Source organism: Thalassotalea agariperforans (genome assembly GCF_053470345.1).
Map to the genome: position 1 here is coordinate 37,824 of NZ_JBQMWH010000002.1, position 18,919 is coordinate 56,742.

General features: G+C 37.4%; 15 protein-coding genes. 9 read left to right on the top strand and 6 right to left on the bottom strand.

Going from position 1 to position 18,919, the window contains the following annotated elements:
- Positions 1 to 89 precede the first annotated feature (89 nt).
- A complete protein-coding gene (locus ACSLUO_RS03365; protein WP_448246213.1) occupies positions 90 to 1,280 on the top strand; it encodes a class I SAM-dependent methyltransferase in 1,191 nt (396 codons plus the stop codon).
- Positions 1,281 to 1,370: 90 nt separating this feature from the next.
- Here the strand turns inward: ACSLUO_RS03365 and ACSLUO_RS03370 are convergent, their stop codons facing one another.
- The 4 genes from ACSLUO_RS03370 to ACSLUO_RS03385 form a co-directional block, all read right to left on the bottom strand.
- The gene (locus ACSLUO_RS03370; RefSeq protein WP_448246215.1) at positions 1,371 to 1,670 is read right to left on the bottom strand and encodes a PilZ domain-containing protein; all 300 of its coding nucleotides are present in this window, start codon (positions 1,668 to 1,670) and stop codon (positions 1,371 to 1,373) included.
- A 140-nt stretch (positions 1,671 to 1,810) separates the two neighbouring features.
- Positions 1,811 to 5,731, bottom strand: a complete 3,921-nt coding sequence (hrpA, locus tag ACSLUO_RS03375) for an ATP-dependent RNA helicase HrpA (protein ID WP_448246216.1) — start codon at positions 5,729 to 5,731, stop codon at positions 1,811 to 1,813.
- A 105-nt stretch (positions 5,732 to 5,836) separates the two neighbouring features.
- The gene (locus tag ACSLUO_RS03380; protein ID WP_448246218.1) at positions 5,837 to 6,256 is read right to left on the bottom strand and encodes a CBS domain-containing protein; all 420 of its coding nucleotides are present in this window, start codon (positions 6,254 to 6,256) and stop codon (positions 5,837 to 5,839) included.
- Positions 6,257 to 6,515: 259 nt separating this feature from the next.
- Positions 6,516 to 8,738, bottom strand: a complete 2,223-nt coding sequence (locus ACSLUO_RS03385) for an NADP-dependent isocitrate dehydrogenase (RefSeq protein ID WP_448246219.1) — start codon at positions 8,736 to 8,738, stop codon at positions 6,516 to 6,518.
- Positions 8,739 to 8,923: 185 nt separating this feature from the next.
- On the opposite strand from ACSLUO_RS03385, the gene ACSLUO_RS03390 reads away from it, so the two are divergent.
- The 8 genes from ACSLUO_RS03390 (at position 8,924) to ACSLUO_RS03425 (ending at position 16,033) form a co-directional block, all read left to right on the top strand.
- Positions 8,924 to 9,646, top strand: a complete 723-nt coding sequence (locus tag ACSLUO_RS03390) for a pseudouridine synthase (protein WP_448246221.1) — start codon at positions 8,924 to 8,926, stop codon at positions 9,644 to 9,646.
- Between the two features lie 57 nt (positions 9,647 to 9,703).
- Entirely contained in the window at positions 9,704 to 10,219 is a 516-nt protein-coding gene (locus ACSLUO_RS03395; protein ID WP_448246223.1) for an NUDIX hydrolase, read from the top strand.
- Between the two features lie 89 nt (positions 10,220 to 10,308).
- Complete coding sequence (locus ACSLUO_RS03400; protein WP_448246224.1) at positions 10,309 to 10,869, top strand: VF530 family protein; 561 nt, start codon at positions 10,309 to 10,311, stop codon at positions 10,867 to 10,869.
- A 123-nt stretch (positions 10,870 to 10,992) separates the two neighbouring features.
- Positions 10,993 to 12,156: a tRNA 2-thiouridine(34) synthase MnmA gene (gene mnmA, locus ACSLUO_RS03405; protein WP_448246226.1), complete on the top strand. Its 1,164-nt coding sequence runs from the start codon at positions 10,993 to 10,995 to the stop codon at positions 12,154 to 12,156.
- A gap of 21 nt (positions 12,157 to 12,177) precedes the next feature.
- Positions 12,178 to 12,795 (top strand): high frequency lysogenization protein HflD, encoded by a 618-nt coding sequence (gene hflD / locus ACSLUO_RS03410; RefSeq protein WP_448246228.1) that lies wholly within the window; start codon positions 12,178 to 12,180, stop codon positions 12,793 to 12,795.
- Between the two features lie 118 nt (positions 12,796 to 12,913).
- Positions 12,914 to 14,284 (top strand): adenylosuccinate lyase, encoded by a 1,371-nt coding sequence (gene purB / locus ACSLUO_RS03415; protein ID WP_448246230.1) that lies wholly within the window; start codon positions 12,914 to 12,916, stop codon positions 14,282 to 14,284.
- 109 nt (positions 14,285 to 14,393) lie between these two features.
- On the top strand, positions 14,394 to 15,566 hold the full coding sequence (locus ACSLUO_RS03420; RefSeq protein WP_448246232.1) for a JmjC domain-containing protein: 1,173 nt from the start codon (positions 14,394 to 14,396) through the stop codon (positions 15,564 to 15,566).
- 5 nt (positions 15,567 to 15,571) lie between these two features.
- The gene (locus ACSLUO_RS03425; protein ID WP_448246234.1) at positions 15,572 to 16,033 is read left to right on the top strand and encodes a GNAT family N-acetyltransferase; all 462 of its coding nucleotides are present in this window, start codon (positions 15,572 to 15,574) and stop codon (positions 16,031 to 16,033) included.
- A gap of 109 nt (positions 16,034 to 16,142) precedes the next feature.
- On the opposite strand, the gene clpA is transcribed toward ACSLUO_RS03425, so the two are convergent.
- Positions 16,143 to 18,401, bottom strand: a complete 2,259-nt coding sequence (gene clpA, locus ACSLUO_RS03430; RefSeq protein WP_448246236.1) for an ATP-dependent Clp protease ATP-binding subunit ClpA — start codon at positions 18,399 to 18,401, stop codon at positions 16,143 to 16,145.
- Between the two features lie 27 nt (positions 18,402 to 18,428).
- Positions 18,429 to 18,749 carry an ATP-dependent Clp protease adapter ClpS gene (gene clpS, locus ACSLUO_RS03435; RefSeq protein ID WP_448246237.1) on the bottom strand — a complete coding sequence of 107 codons (321 nt, stop codon included), beginning with the start codon at positions 18,747 to 18,749 and terminating at the stop codon, positions 18,429 to 18,431.
- Between the last annotated feature and the right edge of the window lie 170 nt (positions 18,750 to 18,919).

Consider the following 18,919-nt stretch of genomic DNA (forward strand, 5'->3'; position numbering starts at 1 on the left):
CACGCTATTGGTAGGCCGTAAACTTGGTATAAACGGGCAATTGCTTTACAATCGCTTCACTTTTTAATCCTATTGTTAAGTATAGGCAAATGTCAGCAAAAATTTATTTAAATGTAAGTCGCGAAAAATCATTGTTACGCAAACATCCTTGGGTTTTTTCAAAAGCCATAAAAAGTATCAAGGGTAAACCTATTTTAGGCGACACTGTCGACATTTATGATAATAAAGGTAACTGGCTGGCTTGTGGTGCCTATTCTCCTGAGTCTCAAATTCGTGTTCGTGTTTGGAGTTTTATTCCTGAACAACGTATTGACCGCACCTTCTTTTTAGATAAATTAACGCAAGCGCAGCAACGCCGTGATTTTTTCATTCAACAAGGTGAATTAACCGGTTACCGCTTAATTGCCGGTGAATCTGATGGCTTGCCCGGTATTACTATTGACCGCTACGATAACTTTATTGTTTGTCAGCTACTAAGTGCTGGCGCAGATATTTATCGTCATGTCATTGTTGATTGTTTAAAAGAGCTTTATCCAAGCTGCCATATCTATGAACGCTCAGATGTTGATGTCCGCAAAAAAGAAGGCTTAGAAAAAGTGACCGGCTGGTTAACGGATCCTCAAGCCAGTACTGAATGTGTGATCAACGAACATGGTATAAAAATGTATGTTGATATTGAACAAGGCCATAAAACCGGTTTTTATTTAGATCAACGAGTATCACGTTTAACTGCAGGTGTTTACGCTAAAGATAAAACGGTACTGAATTGTTTTTCTTATACTGGCACATTTGCTTTACATTGTGTCGCCAATGGCGCGAAGCATGTCACCAATGTTGATGTTTCGCAAACCGCCTTAGATATCGCTAAACGTAATTTAGCCCTAAATAATTTACCTGAAGATAAAGTGACCTTTTTAAAAGAAGATGTATTTAAATTATTAAGACACTATAAAGAACAAGGCACTAAGTTTGATATGATCATTCTTGATCCGCCTAAATTTGTTGATTCAAAAGCGCAATTAAACTCAGCTTGTCGTGGTTATAAAGACATTAACCGCATTGCCATGGAACTGTTAAATGACAACGGTATATTAATGACTTTTTCATGTTCGGGATTATTAGAGCAAAGCTTATTTCAAAAAGTGGTGGCGGATGCTGCACTTGATGCTGGTAAAAATGCCTATTTTGTTGAGCGCTTACAACAGGCACCGGATCACCCTATTTCATCGAATTATCCGGAAGGTTATTATTTAAAAGGTTTAGTTTGTCAGGTTAGTTAAGCCTTGCGCGTAACTAACACTAACAACGTAAATATTGCTAATATTGCTATATTTCTAAGGTATTGCTAATTACTGGCAATACCTTAGTTTTTAAGCCAATTCAGAAATTTCAACACCCACTAAATAACACTCAGGCCCTTCTTCGGTAACTCTAACAATCTTGCCCTTGGCATCTAATGCTTGAACACTACCGCTGGCTGAATCGACATATATTTTCACCGGCGTACCAATTTCTATTGGGTGGCTCATTTCAATGGCCATTCCTGTGGCACTTAAATCTCGACAAGTCGCTAAAATATCGCTGTTAACCTCATCATCAATGATTGTGATTTTAACTTCGCTATTAAGAAGCATACGGTAGAAGCCGCGTTTATCATCAAAATTAATCATTAAAACTCCATGAATATAAGTAAGAAAACTGAGTATAAAAAACAAGTTTATACTCACTAAAAACTAATACCTTTATACTGACTATCCTCAACAGTGTCAACGCAGTGATAATATTCAAGCTGCGATCACTTTCACCATCATTAAAATGTTTTAAGGTGATTTAATATCCGTTTGGCTGAAATAGGAAAAGCCGTTTTTAAATTTTGGGCAAATAAAGACACTCTAAACTCTTCAATCATCCAACGCGTATCGGCAAGTTCATTTGGCACCGGTACACCTTTAGGCTGTTTTTTTAGCACACCGTCAAATTGCTCTTGTACTTTTATTACTTCAAGCAGTTTTAAACGATCTTGGTTTGGATCAATGGGTAACTTCTCAAAGCGTCGTAATATGCCATTTAAATAACGAATAATATCATCGAGCTTATCAATACCAGAGCGAGTAACGAAGCCTTTAAACACTAACTTTTCAAGCTGTTGTTTAATATCACCATGAGCTTGAATAACGTTAAGCGGCACACTTCCTTTCATTTTCTTACGAATATCGTGCGACAAACTCAAGGCGGTTTCTACTTTTAACGCGGCGGCTAAAACACAGTCGGCGATATCAGCACGGACTTTATCTCTGACCTGTTGAAAAGCTTGTTCATCCCTTGGCAATTCAGGCTCTTGTAAGACAATATGTTGACAAGCGGCTTGAATACAATCGTTTAATAAATCCGAAATTGAGCCGAATGGATTAAAGTACATGCCTAACTTGGTTTTGTTTGGTAGCTTTTCTTGTAAATATTTTATTGGCGAAGGTACGTTTAATAAAATTAATCGGCTTACGCCTGTTAACATAGCTTGTTCGGCTAGCGATTCTTGTTCAAAAAGCTCAATCGCGACACTGGATTTTTTATCTACCAACGCAGGAAAGGCTTTAATAGTTAAGTTAGCTACCTTTTTCTCATAACCTTTAGGTAATTGTGTAAAATCCCATTGGGTAATGTCATTTCGCTCAATGCCCTTTTCAGCCACTTTCGATATTGACGCTTTAACCTTGCCTTGTAATTCAGCTTGTAAGTTGGTTAAGTTGCGCCCTTGTTTAATTAACTTATTACGTTCATCTAGCACCTTAAAATTCATCGTTAAGTGCTTAGGTAATTCAATGGCTGACCATGATTCTTCGGGGATCCTAACGCCGGTCATCCGTAGTAACTGTTTCGCAACCGCATCAACTAACGGCATAGTTAGTGGCTCTATCGCGTCAATACAAGCTTGGGCATAATTAGGTGCTGGTACAAAATTACGTCTTAGCGTTTTAGGTAAGCCTTTAATCAGTGCGATCACTAAATCATATCGCATCGCCGGTATAAGCCAGTCAAAATGTAAATCTTGTAACTGATTTAAAATGCCTACTGGAATATTTAAACTAATACCGTCATCAATATCACCCGGGCTAAAGTGATAAGTTAATGGCAAACTAATATTACCTTGCTGCCAAACATCAGGGTATTCTTGTTTTTTCAGCTCTTGCGAACTTTCGTTTAATAAAAATTCGCGGGTAAATGATAATAACTTAGGCTGTTGATGTTTTGTTTTTTTCCACCAAGACAAAAAGCTGGTTTGGCAAATAATATGCTCAGGCAGTTTTTCATCATAAAACTGAAATAACAATTCTTCATCAACAAGAAAGTCTTTACGTCGTGCTTTTTGTTCAAGTTTTTCAATACTGACGATCAGTTTTTTGTTGTCAGTAAAAAAGGCTTCTTTTATAAAACTATCGCCATTAACTAAGGCTTCACGAATAAATATTTCACGGCATGTCGCCGGTTCAATTTTGTTAAACTGAACTTTTCGTTTTGCAACTATCACTAAACCATAAAGTGAGACTTGCTCAAATGCCATGACGGAGCCAAGCTTTTTCTCCCAGTGAGGTTCGCTATAGCTTTTTTTCACTAAATGCTCGGCTAAATTTTCTAACCAAGTGGGATCAATTTTAGCGACACCACGAGCAAACAAACGACTAGTTTCCACAAGCTCTGCCGCCATTAACCATTTAGGTGATTTTTTGGCTAAAGCGGAACCAGGGAAAATATAAAACTTACTGCCTCGTGCGCCCTTATATTCTTTGTTTTCGTCAAGTTGGCCTAAGTGGCTTAATAAACCAGATAACAAGGCTTGATGAATAATATCTACATTAGCTTCGTCTTCAATATCAAGTCGCGTAATGGGAGCGTCTAGTTCTTTTAAACTTTGTTTTAATTGGGTGACTATGTCTTGCCATTCACGAATACGAATATACGAAAGAAAGTCTTTTTGGCAAAGTTTACGAAACTGATTATTGGTAAGCGCTTTTTGCTGCTCTTGAATGTAGCGCCATAAATTTAAATAGCTAACAAAGTCTGATGTTTTGTCTTTAAAGCGGTTGTGTTTTTCATCAGCAGCTTGTTGTTTTTCATGTGGCCGTTCACGCGGGTCTTGAATACTCAGCGCACTAACAATAATCATTACCGCTTCGCTACAGCCTAAGTTAATCGCTGTCAGCATCATTTTAGCTAAACGTGGGTCTATTGGAAATTTTGCCAATTGCTGACCACTTGCGGTTAAGCTAAAAGCTTGGCTTGGTTTATTGCTTAACTGTTTATTGCCTACTTTATTCGTTAACTGCTTTTTAGGCTCTATCGCCGCTAACTCTTCTAATAAACGGACACCGTCATTAATATTGCGGCTATCTGGCGGCTCAACAAAAGGAAAGGCGGTTATTTCACCTAAATCTAGCGATAACATTTGTAAGATTACCGTCGCTAAATTTGTTCGAAGGATTTCAGGATCGGTAAATTCGGAACGAGATAAAAAGTCCTCTTCGGAATACAATCGAATACAAACACCAGAAGATACTCGCCCACAACGACCCGAACGCTGATTAGCACTGGCCTGTGAAATAGCTTCAATAGGTAAGCGCTGTACTTTAGTACGATAGCTATAACGTGAAATACGTGCGGTACCTGGGTCAATCACGTATTTAATACCTGGTACAGTTAAGCTGGTTTCAGCAACGTTAGTGGCTAATACAATATTGCGGCCACTATGTGGTTGAAATATACGGTTTTGCTCTTGTACGGTTAATCGTGCATATAAGGGTAAAATATTGGTGTGGCGTAAGTTTTCTTTTTCAAGTGCTGCTGCTGTGTCACGAATTTCACGTTCACCATTTAAGAAAATTAAAATATCACCGTGGCTAATTTCCGATAATTCAGCCACCGCGTTAATAATACCAGTGATCACATCACTGTCTTCTTGCTCAGCCAATGGCCGGTATAACACTTCAACCGGATACGTTCGACCCGATACACTGATGATCGGCGCATTATTAAAATGTTTGGAAAATCGTTCGGGATCTATTGTTGCCGAAGTGATAATAACTTTTAGATCTGGGCGTTTAGGTAAAATTTGCTTGATGTAACCTAGTATAAAATCAATGTTTAAACTACGTTCATGAGCCTCATCAATAATTAAGGTATCGTATTGGCGCAATAAACGATCTCGCTGCATTTCTGCCAATAAAATACCGTCTGTCATTAACTTGATATACGATTTATCAGTAACTTGATCGTTAAAACGGACTTTGTAACCAACAGTTTCGCCAAGCTTAGTTCCCAATTCTTCGGCAATGCGATTAGCCACAGTACGAGCAGCAATACGTCGTGGCTGAGTATGCCCAATTAAGCCATCAACACCACGACCTAACTCAAGACAGATTTTTGGAATTTGTGTGGTTTTACCGGAACCAGTTTCACCTGCAATAATAACAACTTGGTTGTCGTTAATCGTTTTGGCGATGGCAGCCGCATTTTGTGAAACGGGTAAATCTTCTGGGTATTCAACTTTAGGTAAGTTCGCCAGTTTTACTTGCTTATGCGTAATTGATTTTTCGATATCTTGGGCAATTTTTACCAAGACTTTCGCTTGTTTCTCTTCATTGAGCTTTTTAGCGCCAAATAAACGTTTTTTCAACCACTGTTTGTCAGAATGTTTAACTTGTTCAAGAGAAGAAAATAACGCAGAAATATCAGTCATATTAACACAAAAACTTATAACAAAAATTGAGAAAAAATAAAGCCCGCATAGTATCAATATGCGGGCTTTAATTCATTAAAAACTCAAATTTTATCTAAAAACAACTTATGCCGATTTATCAAAATGCGATCGCATATGTTTATCAATTGCGATTAATACATCGTTTCGGCAAACCGAACCTAATAAATAGCCATCTTCATCAACAACAGGATAAACCTTATGGGTTGTTCTTAACATTTGTTGACCCAGCTCCATAATACTTTCATATGGCTTCGCTGTTTTTGGCTCTTTCACCATGATGTCGGAAACATTGGCGATTTGCTCATTGTAATAAATACTCTCTAGCATTTTAGCTAAAACATCGCTTTCAGACAAAAAACCAATTAAACGATTGTGCTTATCAATGACTGGCCCACCAATTTGTTTGGTTTTTAAAAAGCGTAATGAAGCTTCTTCAACACTCATATCTTCAGTAAAGGTTACTGGATAATGGTTCATATATTCTTTTATTTGTACTGATTCCATTTTAATTTCCTTCTATTACACTTTAACACTGCTCTCAATATTAAGCGTAGACATAAAATGGCAATAACACACAATTAAAAGTGTAAAAAAAGTGAAATTTTTCTCATTAATAAACCATTTAAAGTTCTTAGCTATCAAAGTGATATTGCTTTGGCTGTAAATATAAGCTCACCGACATAACCATAAAAAAAGCCAATTACCTAAGTAATTGGCTTTTCATTAACATGTTAATAGATACGTGTTTATAACACGGTATCAATTACAAGCTTGCGATAGCAGCATTTAATGTTGCACTAGGACGCATCGCTTTTGATGCTAATTCAGCTGTAGGTAGGTAATAACCACCAACTTCTTGCGCAGGACCTTGAGCATCATTTAATTCAGCAACAATTTTAGCTTCGTTGGCTGTTAACGTTTCAGCTAACGGCGCAAATTTAGCTTGTAATTCAGCATCATCAGTTTGTGCCGCTAATTCTTGTGCCCAATAAAGTGCTAAGTAGAAGTGGCTACCACGGTTATCAATAGAACCAAGCTTACGTGCTGGTGACTTATCATTTAATAAGAAAGTACCTGTTGCTCTATCTAATGTATCCGCTAATACTTTCGCTTTGCTATTGTTAGCAAAGTTACTTACATGCTCTAAAGAAGCGGCTAATGCTAAAAACTCACCTAAAGAATCCCAACGTAAGTAGTTTTCTTTTTCGAATTGTTGAACATGCTTAGGCGCTGAACCACCCGCACCTGTTTCAAATAAACCACCGCCATTCATTAATGGGACAATTGAAAGCATTTTAGCCGAAGTACCTAATTCTAAAATTGGGAATAAATCTGTTAAGTAGTCACGTAAAACGTTACCAGTAACAGAAATTGTATCAAGGCCTTCTTTAGCGCGTTTTAATGTTACGCGTGTTGCTTCAACTGGCGATAAAATTTGAATGTCTAAGCCGTTAGTATCATGATCAGCTAAATAAGTATTCACCTTTTTGATCATCTGAGCATCATGAGCACGGTTCTCATCTAACCAGAAAATTGCTGGCGTATTTGATAAACGTGAACGATTAACAGCAAGCTTCACCCAATCTTGAATTGGTAAGTCTTTCGCTTGACACATACGGAAGATATCACCCGCTTCTACGTTTTGTTCCATAAGCACATTACCAGCAGCGTCAATTACCTTAACAACACCGTCAGCACTCATTTGGAAAGTTTTATCGTGTGAACCGTATTCTTCTGCTTTTTGTGCCATTAAACCAACGTTTGGTACTGTACCCATAGTGGTTACATCAAAAGCACCATTTTCTTTACAGAATTGAATAGTTTCTTCATAAACACCGGCATAACAACGATCTGGAATTACCGCTTTAGTGTCTTGCTCTTGACCGTCAGCATTCCACATTTTACCGCCGCCACGGATCATCGCTGGCATAGATGCATCAATGATAACGTCACTAGGTACGTGTAAGTTAGTAATACCTTTATCTGAATCAACCATCGCCATTGCTGGTGCATTAGCGTAAACAGCATCAAAGTCAGCTTTGATTTCAGCTTGTTTAGCTGCATCTAATGAAGCAATTTTAGCGTAAACATCACCAATACCATTGTTAACGTCAACACCTAATTCAGCAAATAATGCTGCGTGTTTTTCTAATACGTCTTTGTAGAATACAGAAACACATTGACCAAAAATAATCGGGTCAGAAACCTTCATCATGGTGGCTTTCATGTGTAATGAAAATAAAACGCCTTGTGTTTTAGCATCAGCGATTTGCTCAGCTAAAAACGCTTGTAATGCTTTTGAGCTCATTACTGATGAGTCAATAATTTCGCCTGCTAATAAAGGTGTTGACGCTTTTAATACGTTTACTGCGCCGTCTTTACCTTCAAATTGAATTTTAACGTCAGTTGCGTCAGCTACTGTTACTGATTGCTCGCTACCGTAAAAATCACCACCAGACATATGTGCAACGTGCGATTTAGAATCTTTCGCCCATGCACCCATACGGTGTGGATTGTTTTTAGCATATTGCTTAACTGAACCTGGTGCACGACGATCTGAGTTACCTTCACGTAATACCGGGTTTACCGCTGAGCCTAATACTTTTGCATAAGCCGCTTTAATAGCTTTTTCTTCATCGTTTTTAGCATCTTCTGGGTATTCAGGAAGTGCAAAACCTTTCGCTTGTAATTCTTTGATTGCTGCTTGTAATTGTGGGATAGAAGCAGAAACGTTTGGTAATTTAATAATGTTAGCTTCAGGTGTTTTAGCTAAGTCACCTAATTCAGCTAACGCATCAGCCACTTTTTGATCAGCTGGTAAATAATCAGATAAATTAGCAAGAATACGACCTGCTAATGAAATGTCACGAGTATCCACTTCAACATCTGCAGGCGCTGCATATGCTTGGATAATTGGTAATAATGAATGAGTTGCCAACGCTGGTGCTTCGTCGGTAATAGTATAAATGATCTTTGATTTAGTCATTGAATGTCCTACTCGCTAGTGACCGTGGAACAAAATACAATAGTATAAAACTATAATTTTGCCAGATTAAAATAATTGGGATGCATTTTATCGGATTTGAAAATACTTTAATATACCTATTGTGTTGATCTGTTGTATATTCGAGATTAATGATGTGAATACTCCTCAACAAAAATAGTTTTATAATGAATAATGGTAAAACCTTAAGCTTATCAAATAGCCGAACAAAGCAAAAAAATGACAGTCCGCGAAACAAAACCCACAAAAGTAACAATAATAAAATCAGATATGTGGCAGGAAATGCTGAACAAACTAGTCAGCGTAAAACCGGCAAAACATTTACTTCTTCTGCCAAAAAACGAATTTCGCCTAAAGAACGAATCATCGTATTATTCAACAAGCCCTTTGATGTCTTAAGTCAATTTACCGATGATCAAAAACGGCAAACACTCAAAGACTTTATTGATATTAAAGATGTCTATGCCGCTGGTCGCTTAGACCGAGACAGCGAGGGGTTATTGCTACTCACCAATGATGGAAAATTTCAACATCAGTTGGCTGATCCAAAACATAAAACCGATAAAACCTATTGGGTGCAAGTTGAAGGTGCTCCCACTGAACTTGACTTAGATAAGCTACGCCATGGCGTTGAATTAAAAGACGGATTAACCTTACCTGCAAAAGTTGCCATCATGAATGCACCGGATGTTTGGGCAAGAACCCCCCCCATTAGAGAACGTCAATCAATTCCAACGACTTGGTTAAGTATCACCATTAACGAAGGACGAAATCGGCAAGTAAGAAGAATGACCGCCCATATTGGTTTCCCTACCTTACGTTTAATACGATATGCTATTGGCCAATATACTATCGACAATATTGCTAATGGCAGTTACCGTTTATTGTAGGTAACGTGTAGCTAACTAACGCTCAGTATATAACTAAGTCAGCATAAAGTAGGAATAATGACATCACAATTAAATACAACACCAAGTTCACCTCATGGCGAACAACAGTTTAAACCTAATACTACCGTTGCCGCCGTAATTCATTGCCGAGGTAAGTTTTTGTTAGTGGAAGAAATCGAGCATGATCAGCGGGTGTTCAACCAACCAGCAGGTCATATTGAAGCGGGAGAATCTTTGTTAGCCGCTTGCCAACGAGAAGTACTCGAAGAAACCGGCTTAACTTTATCACCAGATTACATTTCAGGGATTTATTATTTTCATCGCCCTGATTTAAGTTTATATTTTTTACGTTTTTGTTTTGTCATTGAGCTTGATGAATGCTTAACGGCAACACCCCAAGATGATGAAATAATAGCATGCCACTGGTTAACTTTAGCCCAAATTCAACAGCGCAAAAAACAATTACGTAGTGCCATGGTACTTGATTGTATTGACGATTATTTAGCGATAAATGATGTAAATAATCAAAGTAAACAAAAAATTCCCCTTGAGATGATTGCAACAAATTTATAATTTTTCTAGCGAATATTGATAAATCTCTCACGACACGGCTTATGCCATGTATAATAACAACATCCGCTAAATTAACATGCAAAAGCACCATGACAGATAACGACACAAAACAAAACGAAATGCTCAACAATCCATTACACGGTTTAAAATTAGAGCAGTTATTAGCTGAGTTAGTTGATCATTATGGCTGGGAAATATTAGCGGAATATACCCGCATTAAATGCTTTGAAAAAAACGTTAGTATGGCATCAAGTTTAAAATTTTTACGTAAAACCGAATGGGCACGTGAAAAGATGGAACGTTTTTACCTTTATTATTTCAAAAACTTACCGAAAGCGGATGATGCCAACTTTGAATTACCTCCGCGCAAACGTATTATCCCTGCCCATCAAAAACCGAGAGAGCCAGCAGTACTGATTTTAGGCGAAGCGCCTGAGCCAAAAGTTCGAGGAGCAAGAAATAACACAGATAATAATTCACGTCGGCAAAATTACCGCAAGCCGAATGATAACCGCCGCGCTTCACCCTATAATAAAGCCACTAAGCAAACGATTTACGACGATACCCAGTCAACGCAATCTGATGACAGTGAAACAGATAACACTACAGCGCGTTCAACAAAAGTCGACCCTTGGGCTAATCATAGATAAACCTGTGCTTTTTAGCTTGTTTTACGTTTTAAAAAGCAGGTAACGAAAACTTATTTCCAGCTATTACATCAGCTACTTTGCTATGTTATAATTTCGCGCCATTTTTCCTAGCACTAAAAGTTAATGACAACAAGTAAGACAAACACAAATTCTGCAAGTATTGATGCTCCTACGCATGTCCCTTCACAAACCAAAGTCATTGTTGGTATGTCTGGTGGCGTAGACTCTTCTGTTTCTGCTCATTTATTAATTGAGCAAGGTTATCAAGTTGAAGGCTTGTTCATGAAAAACTGGGAAGAAGACGACAGTGATGAATATTGTGCTGCCGCTGAAGATCTGCAAGATGCTAAAGCCGTTTGTGACAAGCTAGGAATAAAATTACACACTATAAATTTTGCCACGGAATATTGGGACAATGTCTTTGAATATTTTCTTGCTGAATACAAAGCAGGACGTACCCCCAACCCTGACATTATGTGTAATAAAGAAATCAAATTTAAGGCCTTTTTAGAGTTTGCTTGTGAAGATTTAGGTGCTGATTTTATTGCCACTGGTCATTATGTTCGCCGTGAATTTATGCCTGACAAACATGGGGAAGGCAAATGGGCGATGATCCGTGGTTTAGATAACAATAAAGATCAAAGTTATTTTTTATATACCTTAAGCCATCAACAAGTAGGTCGAACTTTATTCCCCGTAGGTAATATTGAGAAACCACAAGTACGAGCCATTGCCGAACAAGCTGACTTAATTACCCATAATAAAAAAGACAGCACTGGTATATGTTTTATTGGTGAGCGTAAATTTAAAGACTTTTTAGCGCAATATTTACCAGCTCAACCGGGTATTATTGAATCAGCAGAAGGTGTTGAAGTTGGCCATCATGACGGTTTAATGTATCACACACTTGGTCAACGTAAAGGTTTACGCATTGGTGGTCTTGCCGAAGCTGGTGAAGCCCCTTGGTATGTGGTTGATAAAGATTTAGAAAGAAACGTACTCATTGTTGGCCAAGGCCACGATCACCCTCGCCTATTTTCTAAAGGCTTAATTGCTAAGCAGTTACACTGGGTAGATCGCTGTAACATTAACGACGCTTTTCAATGTACCGTTAAAACACGTTATCGTCAGGCAGATGTGGCTTGTACAGTAACCCCATTAGCTAACGGTGATATGGAAGTTATGTTTGAGCAAGCACAAAGTTCTGTAACCCCAGGGCAATCTGTGGTGTTTTATCAAGCGGATGTTTGTCTTGGTGGCGGTATTATCAATACCCTAATTCGATAAAAAGCAGTAATTATTAATCTTATGACGAATCAACAAACTTATACGTTCGCCGCTATTTTTCAAGTGGCTAAATTAGTACAACAAGTTGCTAGAACAGGTCAAATTGATGACACGGCTTTAACAACATTATTAAGCAGTACGTTAGTTACATCCCCTGATGAGCCATTAGATGTCTATGGTGGCGAGATAGCAAATTTACGCTTAGGTTTACAAACATTAAGCGAGCAGTTAGGCGATCAAAATAAAGCAAAAGATCCTGAAATTACCCGCTATATCGTGAGCTTATTAGCACTAGAGCGTAAATTATCTAAAAATTCTAAAGCCCTTGCCAGCCTAGGTGAACGTTTAGAACAAGCTAAACGCCAAACTGAACATTACGCGATTAATAGTGAAACACTGTTAGCTAGCTTAGCGAGTATATATAGCGATGTGATCAGTCCAATCGCGACAAAAATTCAAATATCGGGTGAGCCCGCTATTTTAAAACAAAATATTAATCAGCATAAAATTCGAGCCTTGTTATTGGCTGGCGTCAGAAGTGCTGTGTTATGGCGCCAATTAGGTGGCAAAAGACGAAATATATTATTTGCACGATCAAAAATAGTTGATTGTGCACAAACATTATTAAAAGCCTGTTAATTAACGCGCTTTTTACTAGTATTCATTTATTCATTTTAACAAAGTCAGTTATAACAAAGTTTAATAGTTAACTTTTATATAACGAAACTTAATATAACGAAATTATTAGGATCATGTTATGGAACTCTCAGCTCTAAGTGCTATCTCACCCGTAGACGGTCGTTACGGCAGTAAAACTAAAGCCTTACGCCCTATTTTTAGTGAATTTGGCTTAATTAAATACCGTGTTACTGTAGAAGTACGTTGGTTACAAAAGTTAGCCGCAACACCAGAAATCGCTGAAGTTCCTGCATTTAGCGCCCAAGCAACAGCAATATTAGATGCTATTGTTGCTAACTTCTCTGAAGCCGATGCGCAAAAAATTAAAGATATTGAAGCAACTACCAATCATGACGTAAAAGCAGTTGAGTATTTCTTAAAAGAAGCTATTGCTGATAATGCCGAATTAAATGCCGTCACTGAATTTATTCACTTTGCTTGTACTTCTGAAGATATTAACAACCTATCTCACGGTTTAATGTTAGAAGAATGTCGTCGTACGGTATTGTTACCAACGATTGATGAAATCCTTGGTGCGATTAAAGCATTAGCATTTGAATACCAAGCAATGCCAATGATGTGTCGTACTCACGGTCAACCAGCTTCACCTAGTACTATGGGTAAAGAAATGGCTAACGTGTATATTCGTTTAAAGCGTCAACGTGATCAAATTGCCGCGGTTGAAATGTTAGGTAAAATTAATGGTGCTGTTGGTAATTATAACGCTCACCTTTCTGCTTATCCTGAAGTTAACTGGCACAACTTTTCTAATGAATTTGTCACTTCATTAGGTTTAACGTGGAACGCATTTACCACGCAAATTGAACCACATGATTATATTGCTGAGTTATTTGATGCCGTAGCCCGTTTTAATACCATCTTAATTGACTTTGATCGTGACGTATGGGGTTATATTGCCCTTGGACACTTTAAGCAAAAAACAATTGCCGGTGAAATTGGTTCTTCAACCATGCCACATAAAGTGAACCCAATTGATTTTGAAAACTCAGAAGGTAACTTAGGTATTGCTAACGCCATTATGGGTCATTTAGCGCAAAAATTACCGGTTTCTCGCTGGCAACGTGACTTAACTGACTCAACCGTATTACGTAACTTAGGTGTTGGTTTTGGTCATGTATTAATTGCTTATGCCGCTACATTAAAAGGCATTAGTAAATTAGAAGTTAACGAGCAAGCGTTATTAGATGAATTAGATCAAAACTGGGAAGTATTAGCAGAGCCAATTCAAACGGTAATGCGTCGTTACGGCATTGAAAAGCCATACGAAAAATTAAAAGAATTAACCCGTGGTAAGCGTGTTAATGCTGACTCAATGCGTGAATTTATCGCTACTTTAGATATGCCACAAGCCGCTAAAGATGAATTAACTAAAATGACACCAGCTTCGTACATTGGTCGTGCCATTGAGTTTATTAACGATTTAGACTAAAAGACTTAGACTAAAAACAGTTAAATTATTTATGATAAAAAAGGATTCGTAAGAGTCCTTTTTTTATTGCTATGTTTTAAAATATTACCCACAAGCTTAGAGAATAATTATGTATCAAATTAACTGGGAAGCCTGCGCCGAACACATCACCCCTGAAATATTTTTAAAAGAATATTGGCAAAAAAAACCTTTATTCATTCGTGGTGCTATTAGCAACAGCGAAGGTTTTTTTGTTGTTCCTATTGATGCTGATGAACTTGCTGGTCTTGCCATGGAAGAAGAAATTCAATCGCGTATTGTTGGCCAAAATGCACAAAAACAATGGTTTGTTGAACATGGTCCTTTTGACGATTTTTCAAAATTTGGTGAAGAATATTGGACGCTACTTGTACAAGCAACCAATCATTGGTCAACGAGCACACAAGCCATGCTTAAACCATTTCGTTTTATTCCCAACTGGCGAATTGATGATGTTATGGTGTCGTTTTCAACTCCCAATGGTGGGGTTGGTCCTCATTTAGATCAATACGATGTTTTTATTATTCAAGGACAAGGTAAACGCAGATGGCAAGTTGGTTTACCTGATGATAATTTAGCAACCTTAATTCCCCATTGTGATCTCAAACAAGTTTCTGAATTTACGCCAGTTATTGATGTAGTAACGCAAGCCGGCGATTTACTTTATATTCCGCCTAATCACCCACATAATGGTGTATCACTTGAAAACTCAGTGAATTATTCCGTGGGTTTTCAAGCGCCTAGTGGCAAAGAGTTATGGTCAGGCTTTGCCGATATGATCATTGATAAAAATTTAGCCGAACAACGTTTTGGTGATGCCGAACGACAAATAACCAAACAACCAGAAAGAATTAAAGCACAAGATTTCCAAGCGCTTAAAAATTTCATGTTAACAACGTTCAACCATGACGAAACTTTCAATCATTTTATTTGCCAACATTTAACACAAAATCACCACAGCTTAGATATTGTGGTGGCAGAAGAAGATGAATTTTATAGTGTTGATGAATTGGACGAAGTTTTTAAAGATGCTGAAAGTATTGTGCCAACGAATGGCGTTAAATCACTTTATAATGAGGTAAACAATACCTTGTATGTTAATGGTGAATGTTTTTCACTAACCGATATTAACCAAGAATTTGCTATTGCTCTCGCCAAAAGTGAACCTTTGACCATTAAACAAATAAAAAGTTTCAAATTATGTTTGAAAAATAAACAGTTGTTAACTAGCCTTTTAAATAATGGTTGTTGGTATATTGAATAGTTTATATGAGCTTTAGTGTCAGTCGTGTTGATTGGGAGCAAGCTGCTCCACTATTAAAAAGTATTAGAGAAAAAGTCTTCATTTGTGAATGGCGAATTCCTAAGCGTATTGAATTTGATCAACACGACAAATACGCTTTTCACATGATAGTGTGTGATGATGAAAGCCAAGAGCCTATTGCTACCGGTAGAATATTAGTCACTGGTGAAATTAGCCGCATAGCCGTATTAAAACATTACCGCCAATACCAAATAGATAAAATAATACTGAACGGACTATTAAAAGTTGCGAAAGAAATAGGCTTAAGCCAAGTTTTTGTTAATTCGCCACTGACAAAAGTTGCTCATTACCAAGAAAACAATTTTAAAATTGCCGGCAGTGTTTATATGGAAGCTGGTATTGCTAGACAAAGGTTAGCTTGCCCTATTGGTAAAGTGGCTCCCGTTAAATGTTACCTAGCCCACTAAATCTACTTTCATTTAACATTATTAATCCAAAGTTATGCAGAAAACATAAATAAAAAAAGCCCTTGCGGGCTTTTAACTTATTTTGTCTTGCTATCAGTGCAGTCAGTAACTAATGTTCTACCAACTCTTTTTTCTTCTCACACTGGATCGCAATTTTTCCTTGTCGAATAGTCACTTTAGCAACACCGCCATTCGCTAATTCACCAAATAATAATTCATTGGCTAATGGTTTTTTCAATTGCTCTTGGATCAAACGAGCCATTGGACGAGCGCCCATCGACTTGTCATAGCCATGCTCAGCAAACCAAGTTTTAGCATCTTTGGTTAATTCTAATGAAACACCTTTAGCATCTAACTGCGCTTGTAATTCAACAATAAATTTATCAATCACTTGATTAATAACTTCTGAACTTAAGTGGTTAAACCAAACAATATTATCTAAGCGATTACGAAACTCTGGTGAAAATACGCGATTAATTTCATTCATCGCATCAACACTGTGATCTTGTTGAGTAAAACCAATCGATTTACGGGTGGTTTCTTCAACACCAGCATTGGTTGTTAATACTAAAATGATATTACGAAAATCTGCTTTTCGACCATTGTTATCCGTTAGCGTGCCATGATCCATAACCTGCAATAAAATATTAAAAACATCAGAATGTGCTTTTTCAATTTCATCTAATAGCACCACTGCATGTGGGTGTTTTAATACAGCATCAGTTAATAAGCCGCCTTGTTCATAACCAACATAACCAGGAGGCGCACCGATTAATCGACTAACTGCATGTTTTTCCATGTATTCAGACATGTCGTAACGAAGAAACTCAACCCCTAACAACTTAGCTAATTGTTTAGTAACTTCGGTTTTACCTACTCCCGTAGGACCAGCAAGTAAAAATGAACCAACAGGTTTTTCTTCATTTCCTAAACCCGCACGAGATAAACGAATAACTGATGATAATTCATCAACGGCATGATCTTGACCAAACACTAACATCTTTAAGTTTTGATCAAGTGCTTTTAAGCTATCTTTTTCTGTTGATGACACCGATTTTTCCGGTATGCGGGCAATTTTTGCCACGATAGTTTCAATATCGGTATTGTTAATCACTTTTTTACGTTTTGACGCGGCAACAAGTTGTTGTTTTGCCCCTGCTTCATCAATAACATCAATTGCTTTATCAGGTAAAAAGCGTTCATTAATATACTTCGCCGACAATTGAGCTGCCGCACGTAATGCTTTATTGGTATAACGAATACCGTGATGCGATTCGTATTTTTCTTTCAAACCAATCAAAATTTTTGTTGTATCATCAACACTTGGTTCACTGATATCAATTTTTTGGAAACGACGTGCTAAGGCGCGATCTTTTTCAAAAATACTTTGGTATTCTTGATAAGTTGTCGAACCAATACAACGTAATTTCCCTGAAGATAATAACGGCTTAATTAAATTTGACGCATCCAACATGCCCCCTGATGCAGCACCTGCACCAATAATGGTATGAATTTCATCAATAAATAAAATCGCGTTACTATCTTTTTCTAAGTCTTTTAATAAGGCTTTAAAACGTTTTTCAAAATCGCCTCGGTACTTAGTTCCTGCTAATAAAGCGCCCATATCCAACGAATAAATGGTGGCATCGGCAATAAATTCTGGTGCTTTATCCGAAATTATTAAGTTTGCTAACCCTTCTGCTATCGCGGTTTTACCAACACCGGCTTCACCAACATATAATGGGTTGTTCTTACGACGACGACTTAATACCTGTAAGGTTCTTTCTAATTCTTGCTCACGGCCAATTAACGGATCAATATTGCCTTTTAACGCTTCTTCGTTAAGGTTTACTGAAAAGTTTTCAATGGTGCGCGGCTCTTCTTCTTGCGCCTCAACTGCTGGTTGATCGGCGATATGTTCATCATGGCTTTCAATTTTACTGATACCATGAGAAATAAAATTAACGATATCTAAACGAGTAACATCTGATTTTTTAAGAAAATAAGCGGCTTGTGACTCTTGCTCACTAAAAATAGCCACCAGTACATTTGAGCCCGTAACTTCTGTCTTACCTGATGACTGAACATGAAACACAGCACGTTGTAAAACCCGTTGAAAGCCTAACGTTGGTTGAGTTTCTCTTTCGCCATCTTCAGCTGGAATAACCGGCGTGGTATCAACAATAAAATCATTTAGCTCTTTTCTTAATTGCGCCATATCGGCACCACATGCAGATAATGCATCGGTTGCGGATGGATTGTCTAATAAGGCCAACAAAAGATGTTCAACCGTCATAAATTCATGACGAGATTCTTTTGCTTGACGAAATGCTAAGTTCAAAGAAACTTCTAAATCTTTGTTCAACATAGGCTACTCCTAAATAAAACCATGATACTAAGCCTTTTCCATATCACACTTGAGTGGATGTTGGTGCTCTAACGCATAATTTAACACTTGACTAACTTTGGTCTCTGCTACCTCTGCAGTATATGTTCCACATTTTGCTTTACCTTGATAATGAACAGTCAACATAATATCCGTTGCTTTGTCCGAATCCATATTGAAAAATTTAGCTAATACATCAACCACAAAATCCATTGGCGTATAATCGTCATTAAATAAAATAACGTTATACATAGAAGGTGGCTGAATTTTATTGGTAACAGATACATCAGTAGCTTCCTGATGATCCGTCGATACATTCATAATACTCATAACTTTATATTAGCCTTATCTTAAATATTTTGCAGGCATATTTTCATAACTTTTTATCATTTATTTTGTAAAAAAGATGTTATTTAACTTGACTAATTCTATATTTTATCTAGGATTTGAAAAGCGTATGTTTTTTATACGCATTTGTCTCTGGGAAGTTTTAGTACTGA